This is a genomic window from Ditibartonella choladocola, from assembly GCF_002007565.1.
GTDB classification, from domain to species: domain Bacteria; phylum Pseudomonadota; class Alphaproteobacteria; order Rhizobiales; family Rhizobiaceae; genus Bartonella; species Bartonella choladocola.
Genome location: NZ_CP015625.1, coordinates 1443636 through 1464390 on the forward strand (window position 1 = coordinate 1443636; position 20755 = coordinate 1464390).

The following is a 20755-nucleotide window of genomic DNA, read 5'->3' on the forward strand; positions in this document are numbered from 1 at the left end:
TTTTCGTGATTGAAAACATAAGCAAATATAGCTCGAACAAAAAGGCGGCTTTACGCCGCCTTTCCGATATAGTCTGTTATTTCGTTCTACGCTCGTTTACTCGGCTGAAATAATCTCGCCATTATGCCATTTATACATACCGAAAACCTTTGATGTTATATCACCGCGATCACCATAAGTGATCTCGCCAAGCGTTGTCTTGATCGGCTCGCCGGATTTGACAGCTTTTGCGACTGCTTCCGGGTCGTCTGCCGAACCCGCTTTTTCAATACCATAGGCAAGAACCTCGACTGCAGCATAACCATTGATGGCAAAGGTTTCCGGCGGAATATTCTGGGCTTTCAACGCCTTGATCGCATCTTGCGCGGACGGATTGCCTTTAACATCTATAGCATTGGTAAACAGAGATCCTTCGGCTGCATTTCCAGCGATCGACCACAATTCGGACGTGTTGAATCCGTCACCTCCGATAAGTGGCGCGTCAACGCCCTGTTCGCGCAACTGCTTGAGAAGAAGTCCTGCCTCAGGGTGATAACCCCCAAAATAGACGTAATCGACTTTTTCCTGCTTGAGCCGACTGACCATGACCGAATAGTCTTTTTCGCCCGGTGTGATGTTACCGTAAAAAACTTCGGTTACGCCGCCTTTGTTCAAAGCCGATTTGAATGCATCGGCAAGTCCTTTGCCATAAGTGGCACGGTCATGGACGATGGCAATACGTTTATCTTTCAAATGTTGGATGAAATAGTTTGCTGCATAATCACCTTGCTGGTCGTCACGTCCGGTTGTACGCAAGACATTCCAAAGCCCGCGGCTTGAAAGTTCGGGTGTTGTCGAGGAAGGTGTTATCATCAAAACATCATTTTCCTCCAGAATATTTGAAACAGGTAATGCTATATTCGAGGTGACCGGCCCAACCACATATTGAATACCTTCTCCAACAAGCTGATTGGCTGCAGACACGCCTTGCTTCGGCTCGGCACCGTCGTCAAAAACTTTCAACACCAGTTTTTCGCCGTTAATGCCACCTTTTTTATTGAATTCGTCAATGGCAACTTTTACGCCGTTATTTGCCTGAATACCATAGGCTGCGACCGAACCGGTAATCGGACCGATAAAGCCGATAATAATATCGGCATATGCCGACATTGTGAAAAGACTGCCAGTTAATGCCAAGGCGGAAACTGTAGAAATCAGAATTTTGCGCATGGTTCACCCTCTTTACCGAATTTAGTGGTGTTTATCTTGCATTAGATGACGAGGATTTCAATCACCTAAACGCAATGTTTCGAGGAAAAATAAAACAGGTTTTAATTTGATGCACTATTATTGGAATTATCGGACAACATTTCTTTCACTTTCATTGCCAATTGTTTCAAAGTGAACGGTTTTGACAGAAAACCGAAGACCGCATCCGAAGGTAGATTTTTAGCAAAAGCATCCTTCGCATATCCCGATACAAATACAAACTTTATTTCGGGATATCTCTTACGCATTTCGCCCAATAAAGTCGGACCATCCATTTCCGGCATAACGACGTCCGATACAACGAGATCGACTGCTCCGTTATGCTCTGCAATAATGTCGAGTGCTTCCAGCCCGTTTTCGGCTTCCAGAACAGTATATCCACGTGATTGCAATGCACGCACACCCCCCATTCGCACGGCTGCCTCATCTTCTACCAAGAGCACAGTTGCTGTTCCCGAAAGATCTGCGTTTTTTTCGATTGGCGATTTGGCCGGCTCTGTCGGCTTTTGAGTGTTTTGAGTGTTTTCAGCGACAAAACGCGGCAAAAAGATACGGAACCTTGTACCCTTCCCTTCTTCACTTTCACAATAAATATAACCACCGGTCTGCTTGACAATGCCGTAAACCATAGAAAGGCCGAGGCCTGTCCCTTTGCCGACCTCTTTTGTCGTAAAGAATGGCTCGAACATTTTATCCTGAACAGCTTTGGGAATACCGGTTCCCGTATCTTCCACGTCGAGTTCGACATAATCACCGGCGTTAAGGCCGTTAAAGGCAAGATTGGCTATTTTTTGTCGTGGCATATTTGTTGTTGTAATCGTAATCGTTCCGCCTTTAGGCATTGCATCTCTGGCATTGATGACAAGGTTCATCAGAACACGTTGAAATGATGCCTGATCGACTTTTACATTCCAAAGATCGCGCCCGTGATTGAATTTCAAATGTATGTTGCTTCCAAGAAGAGGCATTAAAAGATTTCTTACATCCGATAATAGTTCGGTAAAATCGACAACTTCGGGACGGAGTGTTTGTCGGCGTGAAAATGCCAACAATTGTTGGACAAGCGAAGCCGCCCGATTGGCATTGTTCTTGATATTGATGAGATCCGCATGAGCCGGATCGGAACTCCTGTGACTTGCCAATAGAAGATCGCAAGACATAATGATCGCGGTCAAAACATTGTTAAAATCGTGGGCTATGCCACCAGCAAGTTGACCGACTGCCTGTAACTTTTGCCCTTGCGCCATCTTGTCTTCCAGCGTTTTTTGAGCTGTCGTCTCAATCACTGATAAAATGGCTACTTCGTCGTCAGACTGGTTGAGTTCTTTCGATAAACCTAAAAAATACAGCCGGAAATGCCGGTTTTCATTCGTTGCAAGGCTAACCTCTGTGGTCAGACTGCCATGCCCGTCTTGCGATATTTTCCGAATGATTTCGCCAATGTCACGTTTTCCGGACTCGCTGAAAAACCCGATAAGTGATTTTTTGCCGCTATCATCGTTTTTTATATCGAATAGTTCATGAAAAGGCTTGTTGATTGCAAACAAAGTTCCATCGCGACCAATTGTGGCAAGTGCCAGAGGCGAATAGTTGAAATAATAACGGAAAATGTCCGACGTTGCTGGCAATACATTTATTGAATCTGCTTGGCCTTCAGCAGGAATAAACACAAGACGACAAAATGTTTCATCCTCGCCTTCGCTTGTTTGGCTTGCAGCGAGAGCCAGGAAAATCTTGTGCCTATCTTCACGATTACGCCATTCAATGCGGAAACGATGATTATTCCCACCTTCTTTCATATGTTGCTTTAATTGTGACCACGTTTCTCCATATTCACCCGATTTGAAGAGGCTGTCGAAAGTCAATTCGCCCCTCTTGAATTTTGACAAGTCAATATTCAACGCATTCGCTAATGTGGCGTTGATGTAGAGAACGGAGCCATTTTGGTCGACTGATAAAAAACCGGCAGGTGACTGGTCCAGATAATTGATCGCTTCCTGAAGATTCCGGAAAAGCGGCGCGTACATATCACGGGCAAAACCAATATCTTGAAGCCTCCATAAGAGACATAAAACACCTTCCCGTTTTATCGGTCTAACTGTCAAATTGTACCAGCTTTGAGTTTCTCCATTTGTTTCAGACCATAAGGGACGGGTTCCCTGCGCTTGCTCGCGCACCACTTCACCTGAAAGTGCTTTTGCAGTAAGCCGATAGATAATTTGTTCGGCATTTTGCAGCGAAGAAAAAAGCGAAAAGACTGTTTTCGACTTGTCAAATTCTGTGAGGTTCCGGCATGCCACGTTGGCGTTAATGATGTGGCCGGATGCGTCGGTGAGGAGCAGTGCATCTTCCACCATATCGCCGGAAAGCCCGTCTCCCCCCCTGTCTTTTCTGTAAAACCGCTCGAATGTTCCAGATAAAAAGACAATAAGCACAGAAAATCCGATCAGTGCCAAAAACAGAAACATAATTTTGGCGGCAAAATCGAATTGACGATTCCGGACAAACACACCCGCAAACGCCATAGCAATTGAAACGAGTACAATAGCACCGGCAATAAGCTTTACAAATCGCTTATATTTTTCCGAAAAAACCAGTTTGTTATCCATTTCTTCCGGCTTCTTCATAATTCAGGACTGCCTCTGACATTTATTTTGATTCTTCGAGCTATTTTGCCCGAAAACACCCTATCCATGAAGCAATAATGATACGGTACGCAATTTTTCACAACAGTCCCGGCTCTGGCGACAACTCCAAATATTGGTGCATATTCTAAAAAACTACTTTCCATTCCTTTATGCGGCCTTCTTTGGTCTATAAATCTTCTGGCATAACTGTGAAAGAATGGATATGGTCACGTTCTTCCAATAGGAGATAGAGAAAGTATGCACGCTTGGTTAGAAAACCAGATCGGACAATCGGCTGCGAACATCATTACCAGCCTTGTGGTGCTCATCGTTGTTATCGCTGCAATCGCAATCACCATTTCGCTGTTACGCAAATTCAACAATGGTACATTTGTTGTTGGCGGAAAATCACGAACACCACGTCTATCGGTGCGTGACGCTGCCGCCGTTGATCGCACACGCCGACTTGTTCTGGTACGACGTGACAATGTCGAACATTTGTTGATGATTGGCGGACCTACCGATATCGTCATTGAAACCAATATCAAAATTGGCGAAATGGCGGGAAAAGAACCCGGCTTGTTCACGACTTCCGACAAATTGGCCGAAAATCCGCAGCCTGCACAGAGTTTTCGTGAAACAAGATTTACCAATCCGACGCGCGCCGAAAACATCCCTGTCTCACCTTTGCAACATCGTGCCAATGATCGGTCCGGCATAAAACCAAATCCCGCGCCCGGCTCTCTTAACGCGACCCAATCTACCGGAAATTTTACAAATATTTCTCCCGAATTGAATATACGCCCTGCCGACGAAAACAAAGTGGACAATCGCAGTGTAGAACCGCCCGTTTTCTCGCCACGTGACCGTTCTGAACCGGATTTTTCTCCCCTCCCGACGGGAAGAGTATCACCTCGTTTGCACGAAAAGCCGCCCGTTACGCCCGATTTTGCTCCGACTGTTAGAGATAGTACGATTGGGGCTGAAATAGAAGGTCGGCGCGATCCATCTCTTGGAACTGTGCAAAAAACGATTGATCCTGCGATCAATCTTGACGACGATTTCGACCACATGTTTGAAGATGAGTTGAAAGACGCAATAAAAAACGAAAAACACTAAACTTGCGAAATATTTGCTTATTCGGGCGCTGAAAATGTTTGCTTGTTCAAGTGATTAAGCGAAACCAAAACCGTTTCGCGATATAGCTACATTGTCATTCCTGTTTCGGGAAGAATGGTAACACCCATTTCCGTAAAAATGGCGAACACCTGCACTTGAACTTTTACGTCAAAAAGCTGCATGAGCGGCATTTTCATTAACCAAAATGGGGCTTCCGATTTTATCTGTATTTCATTGAACTTTGGAGTTCTACGCCATTTCATTTTAGGCAAATGTGTTCCGGTTATTTTCAAGTAAGCCATTTTTGAACAAAAATTTTAGCTGGCTCATTTCCGAAATCCAATATGACCGCACAAGAGCCTTGCAAACGCGATTTTTAATAAATGCGGTTACACAACCATTTCAATTAATTTGATTTTTGTCATAACAAATTTCATGCAGCAAATTATCCATAAAAACCGGTTTTTGCCATCATCAGCCAATTTTGCTACCACTCGCCTGTCTAATCGAATTCCCGCGGCTTTCGTGATATATCAAAGTGCCCGAATTTTTGCCGTAAACATCCCCCCATCACTTTGATTAAAACAAACAAGCCTGTGTCATACTTTGTCATGACACAGGCTTGGCTTAATTTTTCTCTTCAGACGTTTTACTCGTCTTTATAAACTTTTTCACGTTTTTCATGGCGTTCTTGCGCTTCTATAGAAAGTGTCGCAATAGGACGCGCATCAAGACGCTTGATACTGATCGGCTCTCCGGTCTCCTCGCAATAACCATAAGTGCCATCATTCAACCGTTCCAACGCTGCATCAATTTTTGCGATCAACTTTCTTTGCCGATCGCGAGCACGCAATTCTATTGCTCTATCCGTTTCGGATGACGCACGATCAGCCAAATCCGGTTGATTGGCGTTTTCTTCCTGTAAATTTTCGAGCGTTTCTCTCGCTTCGCGTAAAATGTCATTCTTCCAAGCTATAAGTTTAGCACGAAAATAGACTTTTTGCCTTTCACTCATGAAAGGCTCATCTTCGGTAGGATGATACTCAGCGTTCTGTGTTTCGCTCATATTCAAAGCCTCCACATGTTGTATGTGCGGCTCTATATATTGTGCAAAAAATTCTAACACAAGACAAAAAATAATTTTTCGTTCAAATTTTTAACATATTGATACTATAACAATTTATAAGACAGTATAAACGATTATAAATTCATTTTGTTCAATTTTAAATTACAGGTTACTTTTTTTGTGATTAATAAATGGCTGGTTGTCTAAAAATGTTCATTGCTCTTATGCGCCACGGTGAAGCCGTAGGCACTGCGAAAACAGGAAAAGACATTGACCGTCCATTATCCGGAAAAGGCATTGCAAGCGCCAGAAAAATCGGAAAATTACTTGGAGAACACCATTTCCACCCACGCACAATCCTATGTTCTCCTGCCCTACGTACGCAACAAACACTGGATGCTCTGGAGCTTGATACAAGTATAAAAGCCGATTTTATTCAAAAACTATATTATGGAAGTATCAACGACTATCTATCTCTTATTGAATCGACAACTGTAACGGGCTTTCCGCTATTATTGATCGGGCATAATCCTGTATTGAGCAGCCTTGCTACAGAATTATGCAATCCGGCAAACGTCAAGCTATCTTTACCGTTGTTTCTTGATACCGCCCATACGGCTTTGTTCGAGTTTTCCGATATTCCGGTAAAACAGCTTGCCGGACGGGGAAATCTCCTCACCATATTGAAACCGTAACACTTCCGATTATCTTGCACATCTCAACGTGATGCACCATATGCTTTAATTGTCCGGTTATTTGGTAAACAGATTTTCAACAATTGCAGGAATTTCGTTATTTGCCTTCATTAACATCATTAACTGACAAAGCTGCTATTGCGTTCGACACATTGAGCGATCGCGCCAGAAGCGTTTTCAACCCTACGCTCAGGCTTGGTGTTACCGGTCTATCAAGAGCAGGAAAGACTGTCTTTATCACATCGCTCATCGAGAATCTGCTTCATGCCGGACGTTTGCCGGTTTTTGGCGTTACGCGTGAAGGTCGGCTCACAAGCGCCAAGCTCACTGAACAACCCGACAGCAAAATTGCCCGATTTGAATTTGAAAAACACATTGATTGTTTGGTCAATGACAAAAACTGGCCGCAATCGACACGTTCTCTTTCGCAACTCAGGTTGAAACTGCAATTTGTGCCCCGTTTGCAGACATTTTCAAGCTTCAGACAAACCAAACTCAATATTGATATTATTGATTATCCGGGCGAATGGCTTCTCGACTTGCCGCTGCTTGGCAAAAGCTACCGCACGTTCAGTGCCCAATCCATTGCAAGGGCTAACTCGCCCGCCCACAAACAACATGCGAAAGCCTGGTTGGGAGCAATCCAGAGCATCAATTTTTTGAACGAAGCCAATGAAAAAGACATTGAAACTTTGTCCGATAGTTTCAAAGCTTATCTACAAGCAGCGAAAAATTCCGGAAATATGATTTCTGCTCTTCCTCCGGGGCGGTTTTTAATACCGGGAGGTTTTGAAGGCGCACCGGTTCTCACATTTTCTCCCCTTCCCGATTTGGGCATTGCCGAATTTCCCGAAAATTCAATCGCCAAAGTCATGGAACAACGATATGAAGCTTATAAAAATCTTGTTATAAAACCGTTTTTTCGCGATTATATCGCAAGGCTCGATCGTCAGGTCATTCTCGTTGACTCACTCAACGCTATTAATGGCGGAAGAGAGTCAATTCTTGAAATGCAAAACGCATTAAGTGAAATTCTTGTGTGTTTTCGCGCCGGCAGAAAGCATCTCATTAGTAATCTTGTACAACATAAAATCGACCGTATTCTGATAGCCGCAACAAAAGTTGATTATCTCCATCACGTCAATCATCAGAATCTCGAACAAATTACCGGTGAAATCGTCGATGCCGCGTTAGCCCAAGCCAAAATCAACGGTGTTTTGACGGATACAGTTGCACTCGCTTCATTGCGTTCCACAAAAGAAGGTACAAGTGAAAAAAATGGCGAAAGCTTGCCGGTGGTCATTGGTACGCCAATGAAAGGCGAAAAAATTGGCGATACCGTCTTTGATGGAAAAACCGAAACAGCCATCTTCCCTGGCGATCTTCCCCGATCCTTATCAGAACTGTTGAGTGAAGGGTGGCAAGACCGCCTCCAATTCGTTCGTTTTTTACCACCGGAACTTCGAGCGAATGAGCCATTTCCTCATATCCGTCTTGATCGGGCGATGGAATTTCTGTTTGGAGATTATCTCTTATGATTAACCGCAAACCACAGGCAATCAACGATCTCGAATCGGTTTCGGAAGACCGGAATGACCCGTTTATTGAAGAGGCGTTGGATGAACTCGATCATCTCGATAATCCCGATTTCAAAAACAACGATTCTTCGGGACGTGGCATATCAAGCGGCAAAATATTTTTATTGTCGGTTCTATTGTTACTGATCTTAAGCCTCGGTCTATGGGCCAACAACCTGATACGTTCGCTGTTTGAACAATACGAATATTTGGGTTTTATCGCACTAGCCATTACAATTGTCGGAACAATTGCGCTTTGCTTTTTTATCATCGGAGAAATACGCGCGATAATGCGGTTGGCTTCAGTCGATAAAATCAGGCAGAATGCCGAACAAGCTTCAAAAACCGATGATGTTAATCTCGCACGCCAATCAGTTGATGAATTGATAGGTTATACAATTCATAGCCCTTATAACGTCGCGGGACGAAAAGCGATGCAATTGCATCGTCAGGATATTATCGACGGCAAAGAGCTTATTCATCTCGCCGAATATGAAATCCTGCGACCACTCGACATAGAAGCACGCAAAATGATTCTCAATTCGGCCAAACGTGTTTCCGTTGTAACTGCCGTAAGCCCGCGTGCAATCATCGACCTTGGATATGTTCTTTATGAGGTCGTTGGCCTCATCCGGCGGCTTGCATGTCTTTACGGCGCACGGCCTGAGCGTTTCGGGCTGATTTCTCTGATAAAGCGTGTGATTTCTCATCTTGCAGTAACAGGAACACTGGCGGTGGGTGACGGTTTGGTGGAACAGTTTATCGGACAAGGTCTGGCAACCCGCTTATCGGCCAGATTGGGAGAAGGTGTGGTAAACGGCTTGCTCACGACCCGTATTGGAATCGCGACAATGGATGCGCTCCGCCCATTCCCGTTCGATGGAGAAAAACGCCCCGGAATTAGCGATTTTACCGGTGATCTTATCGGGCTAGGCCGACATAACGCAAAAGAAAAGCCGAAAAAACTGTCAGACGACGAAGATAAAAAATAAAGAATTAACCATTTTTTCCCATAATGGCACGCAACGATAGCCTGCTTGGCAGGAATTTATCTTTTTCTATCAGCGTTTGAGTAAAAGGCAGAGTAACGCCATTATGAAAAAAATTGTATCGGCTTTTGTTGGATTGACTGTCGCCACATATTCTATGGTTGCGACAAGTCGTGCCGCCGACAGTGATGTCGACTTCTTCCGTTCGATCGAAGGAAGCTGGGCCGGACCGGGTGAAGTAATTGCGGGAAAATATAAAGGAACAAAATTTACCTGCACTTTCGCCGGCACTTCGGAGGTTACCCAAGTAGGTATGACACTTGATGGCAATTGCCGTGTCGGCGTTTTTTCCCAGCCGATGAAGGCAACCGTTTTGCGGGGGCCATCCGGCTTTTCAGGCGAGTTCAATGACGGTTCAAAGGGAGATGGTCTGGATGTCATTTCCGGCAAAGTCGGTGCCGACAGGATGGTTTTCGGGCTTAACCGGAAACAATTGAACGGCGCCATGATGGCTCGTCTTGAAGACAAAAACTCGATGAATATTACCGTTTCCGTCAAAATCGAGGACGACCTTATTCCGGTAGTCGGAATGAAACTCAAACGGACAGGTGATGTAACGCGTAATTTTGCCAAAAAATAACAATGAATAGCTATGGCCTTGAACGATCATGGCAGCAGATTATTTCAGTCGTCGCTCTTAGAGTAATGGCAAAGTACGGTAAGAACGATCAAGATACATTAAAGCATCAATGCCCGGATGTTTTTTTACTGCTACAACTTCTCCAATCAGAACGTAATGGGTGGCGTGGACGTGCCATCCTACCAACTGGCAATCCAATGCGACAAGTGCATCTGTCAAAACGGGTGAACCGGTTTTTAATGTCTGCCAGTTGGCATGTGCAAAGCGTTGTTGCTGGGTTAATCCGCCGCGACCGGCGAAAATATCGGATAACGCCTTGTGTTGCCCGCCCAGTGTATTGACACAAAACTTTTCGTTTTCAATGAAAAACCTGTTGTCTTCGTGCTGGCGCATGAGGCAGACTAAAACAGTCGGGGGATTATCCGAAAGCGAACAACAGGCCGAAATGGTAACCCCGCGCTTTTTATTTGTACCATTTGTCGTTACAATATGAACGGCACCGGCAAAATGGCTCATAGCATCCCGATATTCAACGGGAGAAACTGTGACAATCGGCTTTTCTGACGATATTAAATGTGTCGAATGTTCTGTCATAATTCAAATTTCACATTTGCCGGATCGGCATATTTGGTGTTTTTTGTTAATATTTACGGTGCATTAGTATGCAAAATTTTCGCAAAATGCTAGCAATCTCGGTTAAAATAACCCGATAATAAAAGTGTTCACCTGTGGATCGGCTGCTAAAAGCGGGTTTTAACCTTTGAAACACCGTGATAGGAAGCATCAGCCGAGGAGATTGATATGGCTTGCCAACAAATAATTGCCCCCTCTATTCTTGCTTCGGACTTTTCGCGTCTTGGTGAGGAGATTACCGATGTGATGGATGCCGGAGCGGATTGGGTTCATGTCGATGTGATGGATGGGCATTTTGTTCCCAATATAACATTCGGGCCTGACGTCGTGAAAGCAATCCGGCCGGTTACAGATGCGGTTTTTGATGTTCACCTGATGATTTCACCGGTTGACGCCTATCTTGAAAGCTTCGCCAAAGCCGGCGCGGATATTATAACAGTTCACGCAGAATCCACTCCCCATCCACACCGTTCCCTACAGGCAATCAGAGCATTGGGGAAAAAAGCCGGAATTTCTTTAAACCCTGGCACACCGGAAAATTCCATCGAATATCTGTTGGATCAAATTGATCTTGTTCTTGTTATGACGGTCAATCCGGGGTTTGGCGGGCAAAGTTTCATCCCTGCAATGGTTGAAAAAATTAAAAAAATCAAAGCTATGATAGGCGAACGCCCGATAACACTGGAAGTTGATGGTGGAATTACAACCGATACGATTCAAAGCACTGCAAAAGCCGGCGCTAATGCTTTTGTTGCCGGTTCTGCCATATTCAAAAATGGCAATAAGGAAATTTATAAATCACGCATAGAAGCCTTGCGAAAAGCGGCTGGAAACTGAAATATAAGGAACTCGATCATGATACCGCGTTATTCCCGTCCTGAAATGGTCACCATCTGGTCGCCAGAAACAAAATACCGCATCTGGTTCGAGATTGAAGCACATGCTTGCACTGCTCTTGCCAAACTCGGCGTTATCCCTGAAGAGGCTGCCAAAAATATATGGGAAAAGGGGAGCAAAGCAAAATTCGATGTATCAAGAATTCAGGAAATCGAAGCTGTTACCAAGCATGATGTGATTGCCTTTTTAACCCATCTTGCCGAGTTTATCGGTCCGGATTCGCGTTTTGTCCACCAAGGCATGACCTCTTCGGATGTCCTTGATACGACACTCAATGTTCAACTGATGCGCGCTTCCGATATTCTTATCAAGGATATGGATGGCCTGCTTGCCGCGTTAAAAAAACGTGCTTTTGAATATAAAGATACGGTTACGATTGGCCGCAGTCACGGAATTCACGCAGAACCGACAACATTCGGATTGAAACTTGCCTATGCTTATGCGGAATTTTCACGTTGTCGGGCACGACTCGTTGCGGCAAAAGAAGAAATTTCCACTTGCGCAATATCCGGAGCAGTCGGGACATTCGCCAATATTGATCCCCGTGTTGAAGACTATGTAGCCAAGCAGTTGGGAATGCGTCCGGAACCGATTTCGACACAAATTATTCCACGTGACCGGCACGCTATGTTTTTTGCAACGCTCGGAGTGATCGCCTCTTCGGTGGAACGCCTTGCAATAGAAATTCGTCACTTGCAGAGAACAGAAGTCCTTGAGGCGGAAGAATTCTTCTCTCCCGGTCAAAAGGGTTCTTCTGCAATGCCACATAAACGCAACCCTGTTCTCACGGAAAATTTGACCGGTCTTGCACGTATGATTCGTTCATTCTCGCTCCCCGCCATGGAAGATGTGGCGTTATGGCACGAACGTGACATTTCCCACTCGTCGGTTGAACGTTTTATTGGTCCTGATGCAACAATCACTCTTGATTTTGCGTTGGCACGACTTACTTCGGTCATTGATAAACTGCTCGTTTATCCTGAAAATATGATGAAAAACTTGAACAAATTTCATGGGTTGGTAAATTCGCAACGCGTACTTCTGGCTTTGACACAAAAAGGCGTAAGCCGCGAAGACGCTTATCGGATGGTACAGCGCAACGCTATGCAGGTCTGGGAACACGGTAAGGATTTTCTTCAGGAACTGCTTGCAGATCCGGATGTCCGCCGTGTTTTGAGTGAAGAAGAGATTCGAGAAAAATTCGATCTCGGTTATCACACAAAACATGTTGATACAATTTTCCATCGTGTTTTCGGATAATGCAATTCGGCTTGATTTCAGCCAATTCGGCTGTCGATCAGTATTTTTGTGACGATTTTGCATTGATACCGGGACCGGTTTGAATGAATCAGTCTTCCGGATTTCGTAGCGTTTCCGGATAATCCGGTTAAACTGGCCAAGAGGTTTTTGATGAAAGCAAATGAGCTAGATATCCTCATCGTTCCCGGCTATCAGGGATCGGGTCCCGATCATTGGCAAACGCGTTGGGAACAAAAGCTTTCAACAGCCCATCGTGTCGAACAGGCTGAATGGTCGAAGCCTGTTCGCGAAGATTGGACACGGGAATTGATAAAAGAAGTCGGAGCGGCTCAAAAACCCGTTGTTATCGTCGCCCATTCTCTCGGCGTACCAACGTTCATTCTATCAGTCCCCTTTCTTGGTAAGAAAGTTCGCGGGGCTTTTCTTGTTGCACCTCCGGATGTGGCAAATCCGGATATTCGCCCGAAGCACCTCATGACGTTCGGGCCTTATCCGAGAGAACGTTTACCATTTCCTTCGATTGTTATCGCCAGTCGCAACGACGAATATTGCGACTTTGCTGTTGCCGAAGACATTGCAAAAGATTGGGGATCATTGTTTATTGACGCAGGCGACGCCGGACATATCAATTCTGCTTCCGGATACGGACCATGGCCGGAAGGACTGATGGTGTTTTCCCAATTTCTTGCAAAACTCTGATTTGGAAAAATAGCAAATTTAAAGAATGTCTTTAACTAATACTAAAACAACAGACGCAAAATCATTTTTATATTGATAAATATTGTCAACTATTATGCACGCGTTCGATGGATTCTTTTAAAAGTTGAGCCATTTTTTTGCGCAAGTCGGCTTCATTGATTGAAACATTTGTTGCGTGAAAATCCTGCATAATTTTTTGAATAACGTGTTGTTCTTTATCAGGATGGAATGCCGCTTTGACGACTTCCTTGGCATATTGATCGGCCGCATCACCTGTTTTACCGAGAAGGTCGGCTGCCCACAAACCGATCATGCGGTTGCGCTGGGCATTGGCTTTAAAACGAAGTTCCTCATCGATCATAAATTTGTGCTCAAAAGCGTCCGCACGCTCTTTCATCCCGTCCATGAGACTCTCTCCTAATTTTTGCCATGATCCGGCTCACGGGCATGTTTTTGCAACATTTAAATCCTGTTAGCAATAGTATAGTGGAAATTAACTTGTATCAAAACCGGAATTTTCAGTGTCTATTAACAAGAGATCATTGTGAAAGTCTCTGAATTGAGCTAGTGAAACAGCGAGCTAATTTATCCGGTTAATTTAAGGAAAAAGCCATGAACCGTCGTCACCGCATTTATGAAGGCAAAGCCAAGATTCTATATGAAGGGCCAGAGCCAGGTACATATATCCAGTTCTTTAAGGATGACGCTACTGCATTCAATGCGAAAAAACATGAGGTCATTGATGGTAAAGGAGTGTTAAATAACCGTATATCCGAATATATCTTTACCCAACTCGCACGCATTGGAATTCCAACCCACTTCATAAAACGCGTCAACATGCGCGAGCAGCTTATCAAGGCTGTTGATATGGTTCCGCTGGAAGTCGTGGTGAGAAATATTGCCGCAGGGTCTTTATCGAAACGTTTGGGTATCGAGGAAGGCACTCCCCTTCCCCAGTCGATTATCGAGTTCTATTATAAAAAAGACAAGCTTGATGACCCGATGGTTTCCGAGGAACATATTACGGCATTTGGCTGGGCCACTCCTGCCGAACTCGAAGATATTATGCAGCTATCAATCCGGATCAACGACTTTTTGACAGGGTTGTTTGTGGGCGTCGGTATCGAACTCGTCGACTTTAAAATGGAATTCGGTCGTTTGTGGGAAGGCGACGTGATGCATATTGTGCTGGCAGATGAAATTTCGCCCGATTCATCACGGCTTTGGGACATCAACACCAAAGAAAAAATGGATAAAGACCGATTCCGCCGCGATATGGGTGGTTTGATTGAAGCCTATCAGGAAGTTGCAAAAAGGCTTGGAATCATGAATGAGAATGAACAGCCTCGGCCGAACGGCCCCGTTCTGGTAAAATAATTCGTCGGGCGGCTTAAAAAAGCCGCCTTAGCTTTTGGCAAAAGATACGCAGGAATAAAAGATGAAAGCGCGCGTAACCGTCACTTTAAAGGCAGGCGTTCTCGACCCTCAGGGAAAAGCTATTGTCGGTGCGCTGGATAGCCTTGATTTTAAAGGTGTCCAGTCGGTAAGACAGGGCAAAGTCTTCGATATAGTACTTGATGACCTGCCACAGGATAAGGCAAAAAAGCAACTAACCGAGATGTGCGAACAATTACTCGCCAACACAGTCATCGAGAATTATCAGATAGAACTTTTATAATCGGAAACGGATATTGGAATGAAAACTGCTGTTATCCAGTTACCCGGACTAAATCGCGACCGTGATATGATTGACGCTCTACGACTGATTACGGGCGTAGAACCATTGAAAATCTGGCAGACGGAAACCACTATTCCGGATGTCGACCTTATCGTCATTCCGGGCGGGTTTTCTTACGGCGACTATTTGCGTTGCGGTGCTATTGCGGCGAGAATGCCGGTTATGGGCGCCATTTTCAAACATGCCGAACGCGGTACGAAAATCATCGGCGTATGCAACGGTTTCCAGATATTGGTCGAAGCAGGACTTCTTCCGGGCGTATTGATGCGCAACGCGTCTTTGCGTTTTGCCTGTCGCGAAATAAAGCTCCAAATCATTAATGAAAATACTGCTTTCTCGAAGGCCTATCGCAAAAACGAGATCATTCGTTGTCCCATTGCCCATCACGACGGCAATTATTATGCCGACAAAGATACCATAGATCGGTTAGAGGGAAACGGACAGGTTGTATTCCGTTACGCGGAAGGAACCAATCCGAACGGGTCTATCAATGATATTGCCGGCATCATTAATGAAAAAGGCAATATACTCGGCATGATGCCCCATCCGGAAGATCTGATCGAACCCGCCCATGGCGGAACAGATGGAAAAAGGCTTTTTACCAGTGCATTAGGAATTGCAGCATGAAAATCCGTATATTGACGACCTGTTCGTTTCTGACACTTGTTTTGGGTATGAATGCCTGTACACAAAAAGCCGGTCCCGGCAACATTGAATTGGCAAGCGGACAGCCTGCCCTTAAAACAATGGAACATGTTGCACAAACAGCAAACCGTTGTTGGTTCAAATCTGATAAAGCAGAATTCAAACGCTATGGTTTTGAACCGGAGCTACAGTCCTATTCCGGACGCCCGCGTATGTTGATTGTTCCGAAGAGCACACCTGGCGGAAAACCGGTATTGGTTGTTGAAGCAGAAGGCAATCCTGCGAGAGTTTCAGTCTATGGCCCGCTGATGGCAGCTCCCCAAGGCAACGCAATCGGTGAAGATATTGACCGCTGGGTCAAAGGCGATAACCAGTGTTGATGAAACGATTATCGACATTGAAACGAAATATGTTTGATGGAGCCGTTCAATGAGCGTGAAAAACGACATTGCCATTACACCCGAAATTATTGCAGCGCACGGGCTGAAACCCGACGAATACGGGCGCATCCTCGAACTTGTCGGGCGTGAACCGTCATTCACGGAACTTGGAATTTTTTCAGCAATGTGGAACGAACATTGCTCTTATAAATCTTCCAAAAAATGGCTCCGTACCCTACCCACTGAAGGCGATTGTGTGATTCAAGGCCCTGGTGAAAATGCCGGCGTTGTCGATATAGGTGACGGCGAGTGCGTTGTTTTCAAAATGGAGAGCCATAATCACCCCTCCTATATAGAACCATATCAGGGCGCTGCAACCGGCGTTGGCGGCATTTTGCGTGACGTATTCACCATGGGAGCCCGTCCGGTTGCCGCAATGAATGCACTTCGCTTCGGTGCTCCCGATCATCCGCGCACAAGACATCTCGTTTCCGGCGTTGTTTCCGGTGTTGGCGGTTACGGCAACGCATTCGGCGTGCCGACCGTTGGCGGAGAGGTCAATTTTGATAAAAGCTATAATGGCAATATTCTGGTTAATGCATTCGCTGCCGGAATTGCAAAAACCAATGCGCTTTTCTACTCGAAAGCCGAAGGTGTCGGGCTTCCTGTTGTTTATCTCGGTGCCAAGACCGGTCGTGATGGCGTCGGCGGAGCCACTATGGCATCGGCCGAATTTGATGATACAATAGGTGAAAAACGCCCAACGGTTCAGGTCGGTGATCCGTTCACCGAAAAATGCTTGTTGGAAGCATGTTTGGAACTGATGGCTTCCGGTGCAGTCATTGCTATTCAGGATATGGGTGCAGCAGGACTTACCTGTTCTGCCGTCGAAATGGGCGCAAAAGGCGATCTTGGTATCGAACTTGATCTTGACCGCGTACCGGTTCGCGAAACCAATATGTCAGCTTATGAAATGATGCTTTCCGAAAGTCAGGAAAGAATGCTGATGATTTTGAAACCGGAGCTTGAAAAAGAAGCCTCCGCTATTTTCAAAAAATGGGGTCTCGATTTTGCTATAGTCGGGAAAACAACAGACGACTTACGTTTTCGTGTTCTCCAGCATGGAAAAGAGGTTGCCAACCTACCGATCAAGGAATTGGGTGACGAAGCTCCGGAATATGATCGTCCATGGGTTAAGCCGCATGAAGCTTCGCCAGTCTCGCTCGCACAAATCAAACAGGTTGATCTTCAGGAAGCATTATTGAAACTTGTCGGCTCCGCCGATCAAAGTTCACGGCGCTGGGTATATGAACAATATGATACCCTTATTCAGGGGAACAGTCTTGTGCGTCCGGGAGCCGATGCAGGGGTTATCCGTGTCGAGGGCAATCTTCGCAAAGCACTTGCCTTTACCTCGGATGTCACACCGAGATATTGTCAGGCAGATCCATTTGAAGGTGGCAAACAGGCTGTAGCCGAATGTTGGCGCAATCTTTGTGCAACCGGTGCCAAGCCGCTTGCTTGTAGCGACAATCTGAATTTCGGTAATCCGGAAAAGCCCGAAATTATGGGACAGCTTGTTTATGCTATCAAAGGCATTGGCGAGGCTTGTAAAGCACTGCAATTCCCGATCGTTTCGGGAAATGTCTCGCTTTATAACGAAACCAATGGCGAAGGAATTTTACCGACGCCAACGATGGCCGGTGTCGGACTTATTGCTGACTGGCATAAAATGGCAAGAATCGACGGAATGAAGGATGATGATATTATCCTGCTCGTCGGGCGTTGCGGCTCCCACCTCGGCCAGTCAACTTATTTGCGTGACATTCTGGGGAAGGCAGAAGGAACCCCTCCTCCGGTTGATCTTGCAGAAGAAAAAAAGAATGGCAACTTTGTACGGAAATTGATTGAAAATAATGAAGTCGCTGCCTGTCATGATCTTTCCGACGGGGGCTTGGCAATTGCTCTGGCGGAAATGGTCATCAAATCCGGTCGCGGAGTAAAAATAAAACTGACTGGCAAAACGCCCGCACATGCCGAACTTTTCGGTGAAGATCAGGCACGTTATCTGATTGCTGTTAACAGTGAGAAACTCGACCAATTAAAACAGCAGGCAAAAGATTCGGGCGTGGAATTGACCGAATTGGGAACAGTGGTTGGCGACAAACTTGTTGTCCAAGAGCATATCGAATTATCTGCAAAAGACCTTGAAAACGCTTATGAAAGCTGGTTTCCGGATTTTATGGAAAATAAATAACAAAACGTCGATTAGTAACCCGGCTTGTTCTATTCTGGCCGCCTGAAAACAGAGGAGACGCATTATGGCAATGGACGCACACGAGATTGAAAAACTCATTCGTGATGGCATTCCCGATGCCAAAGTGACAATCCGCGATCTCGCCGGTGATGGCGAACATTATGCAGCCGAAGTTGTCGCTGAAAGCTTTCGTGGCAAAAACCGTGTAGAACAACACCAGATGGTCTATAACGCTTTGAAAGGCAATATGGGCGGGGTTCTTCATGCGCTGGCGTTGCAAACCAGTGTGCCGACCGATGGGCGCGATTAAAAGCATCCCGATATGGGGGCTTGTGTCGCCTTGTCTTTGACCATACATATAACTGGATTTATCGATAGCCTTTCAAGGCTTAGACGGAAGGAATTGAAATGACAGCTGCCCGCGATTTTATTGATAACGAAGTCAAATCCAACGATATTGTGCTTTTTATGAAAGGTACACCCGGTTTCCCACAGTGTGGTTTTTCCGGACAAGTTGTACAGATTCTGGATTACCTTGGTCTTGATTACAAGGGAGTCAACGTTCTGACATCGGACGAATTGCGTCAGGCAATTAAAGAATATTCCAATTGGCCGACTATACCGCAACTTTATGTCAAGGGTGAATTTGTCGGTGGTTGCGACATTGTCCGCGAGATGTTCCAGAATGGTGAATTGCAAAATTTGCTTGAAGAGAAAGGCATTGCTGTTAAAACTGCATGAAATCACATTTGGACTATTGCATTTTTATCATTGTGCCGGTCTTATGATCGGCACTTTTGTTATGGGGAACTTATGTCACACCAGTCGAGCGAACAACAGCACATAGATGCAATAAAAGCCAGCCTTGGCTATAAAGAATTCATTGTCATGATTGCGACACTCATGGCAACGAATGCAATCGCCATTGACATCATGTTGCCCGCCATGAGCGATATGTCCCATAGTCTTCGTATGTCGGGTCAAAACGACCAACATTATATTATCTTTTCATATCTTGTCGGCTTCGGATTATCACAATTGGCGTTCGGTCCAATCAGTGACCGTTTTGGCCGCCGCAAGCCTATCATGGCCGGTTTGATATTTTATTCGCTTTCATCTGCGGCATGTGCTTTTGCTCCAAGTTTCGCGTGGCTATTGATTTTGCGTGCCATTCAAGGAATTGGTGCGGCTGCGACGCGTGTCCTGACAGTTTCAATCGTGCGCGATGTTTATGGCGGGCGTCAAATGGCCGAAGTCATGTCAATCGTGATGATGGTGTTCATGGTTGTGCCGGTTTTGGCTCCTGCCGTTGGGCAAGCCATTATGGTTCTTGGCCATTGGCAATTCATCTTTCTATTTATGGCAATCGCCGGATTGGCTATCGTTCTGTGGGTCTATTTCCGTTTACCCGAAACACTATTTGAACAGCGGCCTTTGACTTTCTCCTCTGTCGGGCAAAGCCTTTGGATGGTCTTGTCCAACCGTATATCGCTCTGCTACACATTGGCGTTTTCGCTGGTTCTTGGTGGCCTTTTCTGCACGCTCAATACGTCGCAACAGATTTATGACGGCATATATCATTTAGGCGTCTGGTTTCCGGCTGCGTTTGCACTTGTCGCAGCATTTCAGGCACTATCGTCATTTTTGAACTCGTTATTCGTGGGACGGTTCGGAATGCGCAAAATTTCGCATACTCTGTTGCTCATGTTCTGCATAACGTCTTTTGTGTGGTTTATCGGTTCGGTTTATTCCGGCGGCTCGACACCGTTCATTTATTTCATGCTGTTGCTCATTATTATTATGTTTTCTTTCGGCGGGCTTGGTGCCAATTTCAATTCGCTTGCTATGGAGCCGCTCGGTAAAGTAGCCGGAACTGCTTCTTCGGTGTTCGGTTTTTTACAGACGATCATCGGCGCGGGATTGGGCTTTATCATTGCACAAAGATTCAACGGAACAACCGTGCCGGTAGCAGGAGGATATTTTGTGCTTTCATGCGGAGCGATTGTGCTCATTCTCATTGCGGAAAAGGGAAAGCTGTTTTCGAGACACCCCCATGCTTCCCATGTGAGCGTTATAAACACGGAAAAAGATTAACCCCGCATATTCTTGGGTTGAAACGCGTGATATTGATGGATTGAACGCGATTTCCGACATCAGGCACAATCTATGACTGCAAGCGCGACAAAGCCTATAGTTCAAGCGGGCTTAAAAGATTTTCACGCACCAGACGACACGGAGTCAACCTATCGATCTTCGGCGAGTTCGATAAAGTTCAATGAAATTGT

At 45.5% G+C, this 20755-nt stretch carries 22 protein-coding genes; 16 read left to right on the top strand and 6 right to left on the bottom strand.

Annotated features, from left to right (window positions below; translation table 11 throughout):
* Positions 1-96 precede the first annotated feature (96 nt).
* Together BBC0122_RS06395 and BBC0122_RS06400 are read right to left on the bottom strand one after the other, a co-directional pair.
* Complete coding sequence (locus BBC0122_RS06395) at positions 97-1200, bottom strand: branched-chain amino acid ABC transporter substrate-binding protein (RefSeq protein ID WP_369805249.1); 1104 nt, start codon at positions 1198-1200, stop codon at positions 97-99.
* A gap of 110 nt (positions 1201-1310) precedes the next feature.
* Positions 1311-3875 (bottom strand): hybrid sensor histidine kinase/response regulator, encoded by a 2565-nt coding sequence (locus tag BBC0122_RS06400; protein ID WP_149866647.1) that lies wholly within the window; start codon positions 3873-3875, stop codon positions 1311-1313.
* Between the two features lie 258 nt (positions 3876-4133).
* On the opposite strand from BBC0122_RS06400, the gene BBC0122_RS13155 reads away from it, so the two are divergent.
* Entirely contained in the window at positions 4134-4994 is an 861-nt protein-coding gene (locus BBC0122_RS13155) for a flagellar biosynthetic protein FliO (RefSeq protein ID WP_077992293.1), read from the top strand.
* Between the two features lie 86 nt (positions 4995-5080).
* Here BBC0122_RS13155 and BBC0122_RS12990 read toward each other — a convergent pair whose 3' ends face one another.
* Positions 5081-5257, bottom strand: coding sequence for a hypothetical protein (locus tag BBC0122_RS12990; RefSeq protein ID WP_188318092.1), 177 nt, complete (start codon positions 5255-5257; stop codon positions 5081-5083).
* A 386-nt stretch (positions 5258-5643) separates the two neighbouring features.
* Entirely contained in the window at positions 5644-6060 is a 417-nt protein-coding gene (dksA, locus tag BBC0122_RS06415; RefSeq protein WP_075870874.1) for an RNA polymerase-binding protein DksA, read from the bottom strand.
* Between the two features lie 209 nt (positions 6061-6269).
* Between dksA and BBC0122_RS06420 the strand changes: the two genes are divergently transcribed.
* The 4 genes from BBC0122_RS06420 (at position 6270) to BBC0122_RS06435 (ending at position 9961) form a co-directional block, all read left to right on the top strand.
* Positions 6270-6755, top strand: a complete 486-nt coding sequence (locus tag BBC0122_RS06420) for a SixA phosphatase family protein (protein WP_188318093.1) — start codon at positions 6270-6272, stop codon at positions 6753-6755.
* A 101-nt stretch (positions 6756-6856) separates the two neighbouring features.
* Complete coding sequence (locus BBC0122_RS06425; RefSeq protein ID WP_077992298.1) at positions 6857-8293, top strand: YcjX family GTP-binding protein; 1437 nt, start codon at positions 6857-6859, stop codon at positions 8291-8293.
* On the top strand, positions 8290-9324 hold the full coding sequence (locus BBC0122_RS06430) for a YcjF family protein (protein ID WP_077992300.1): 1035 nt from the start codon (positions 8290-8292) through the stop codon (positions 9322-9324). Before BBC0122_RS06425 ends, BBC0122_RS06430 begins: the two co-directional genes overlap by 4 nt.
* A 103-nt stretch (positions 9325-9427) precedes the next feature.
* Positions 9428-9961 carry a hypothetical protein gene (locus tag BBC0122_RS06435; RefSeq protein ID WP_077992302.1) on the top strand — a complete coding sequence of 178 codons (534 nt, stop codon included), beginning with the start codon at positions 9428-9430 and terminating at the stop codon, positions 9959-9961.
* 57 nt (positions 9962-10018) lie between these two features.
* Here BBC0122_RS06435 and BBC0122_RS06440 read toward each other — a convergent pair whose 3' ends face one another.
* Positions 10019-10555, bottom strand: a complete 537-nt coding sequence (locus tag BBC0122_RS06440) for a flavin reductase (protein WP_077992303.1) — start codon at positions 10553-10555, stop codon at positions 10019-10021.
* Positions 10556-10762: 207 nt separating this feature from the next.
* On the opposite strand from BBC0122_RS06440, the gene rpe reads away from it, so the two are divergent.
* From rpe to BBC0122_RS06455, 3 genes are all read left to right on the top strand, one after another.
* Positions 10763-11431 (top strand): ribulose-phosphate 3-epimerase, encoded by a 669-nt coding sequence (rpe, locus tag BBC0122_RS06445; RefSeq protein ID WP_077992305.1) that lies wholly within the window; start codon positions 10763-10765, stop codon positions 11429-11431.
* A gap of 18 nt (positions 11432-11449) precedes the next feature.
* Positions 11450-12751, top strand: a complete 1302-nt coding sequence (gene purB / locus BBC0122_RS06450) for an adenylosuccinate lyase (protein WP_077992306.1) — start codon at positions 11450-11452, stop codon at positions 12749-12751.
* 150 nt (positions 12752-12901) lie between these two features.
* On the top strand, positions 12902-13450 hold the full coding sequence (locus BBC0122_RS06455; protein WP_077992308.1) for an RBBP9/YdeN family alpha/beta hydrolase: 549 nt from the start codon (positions 12902-12904) through the stop codon (positions 13448-13450).
* 85 nt (positions 13451-13535) lie between these two features.
* Here BBC0122_RS06455 and BBC0122_RS06460 read toward each other — a convergent pair whose 3' ends face one another.
* Positions 13536-13856 (bottom strand): DUF1476 domain-containing protein, encoded by a 321-nt coding sequence (locus tag BBC0122_RS06460; RefSeq protein WP_077992310.1) that lies wholly within the window; start codon positions 13854-13856, stop codon positions 13536-13538.
* Between the two features lie 206 nt (positions 13857-14062).
* On the opposite strand from BBC0122_RS06460, the gene purC reads away from it, so the two are divergent.
* From purC to BBC0122_RS06500, 8 genes are all read left to right on the top strand, one after another.
* Complete coding sequence (purC, locus tag BBC0122_RS06465; protein WP_077992311.1) at positions 14063-14827, top strand: phosphoribosylaminoimidazolesuccinocarboxamide synthase; 765 nt, start codon at positions 14063-14065, stop codon at positions 14825-14827.
* 61 nt (positions 14828-14888) lie between these two features.
* The gene (purS, locus tag BBC0122_RS06470) at positions 14889-15128 is read left to right on the top strand and encodes a phosphoribosylformylglycinamidine synthase subunit PurS (protein WP_077992313.1); all 240 of its coding nucleotides are present in this window, start codon (positions 14889-14891) and stop codon (positions 15126-15128) included.
* 18 nt (positions 15129-15146) lie between these two features.
* Entirely contained in the window at positions 15147-15815 is a 669-nt protein-coding gene (purQ, locus tag BBC0122_RS06475; RefSeq protein WP_077992315.1) for a phosphoribosylformylglycinamidine synthase subunit PurQ, read from the top strand.
* Complete coding sequence (locus tag BBC0122_RS06480; RefSeq protein WP_077992317.1) at positions 15812-16213, top strand: hypothetical protein; 402 nt, start codon at positions 15812-15814, stop codon at positions 16211-16213. The genes purQ and BBC0122_RS06480 overlap by 4 nt, the downstream gene beginning before the upstream one ends.
* A 49-nt stretch (positions 16214-16262) precedes the next feature.
* Positions 16263-18470 carry a phosphoribosylformylglycinamidine synthase subunit PurL gene (purL, locus tag BBC0122_RS06485; protein ID WP_077992319.1) on the top strand — a complete coding sequence of 736 codons (2208 nt, stop codon included), beginning with the start codon at positions 16263-16265 and terminating at the stop codon, positions 18468-18470.
* Positions 18471-18534: 64 nt separating this feature from the next.
* Positions 18535-18780 carry a BolA/IbaG family iron-sulfur metabolism protein gene (locus BBC0122_RS06490; RefSeq protein WP_077992321.1) on the top strand — a complete coding sequence of 82 codons (246 nt, stop codon included), beginning with the start codon at positions 18535-18537 and terminating at the stop codon, positions 18778-18780.
* A 98-nt stretch (positions 18781-18878) separates the two neighbouring features.
* On the top strand, positions 18879-19211 hold the full coding sequence (grxD, locus tag BBC0122_RS06495) for a Grx4 family monothiol glutaredoxin (protein WP_077992322.1): 333 nt from the start codon (positions 18879-18881) through the stop codon (positions 19209-19211).
* A 72-nt stretch (positions 19212-19283) separates the two neighbouring features.
* Positions 19284-20564, top strand: coding sequence for a multidrug effflux MFS transporter (locus BBC0122_RS06500; protein ID WP_077992324.1), 1281 nt, complete (start codon positions 19284-19286; stop codon positions 20562-20564).
* Positions 20565-20755 lie beyond the last annotated feature (191 nt).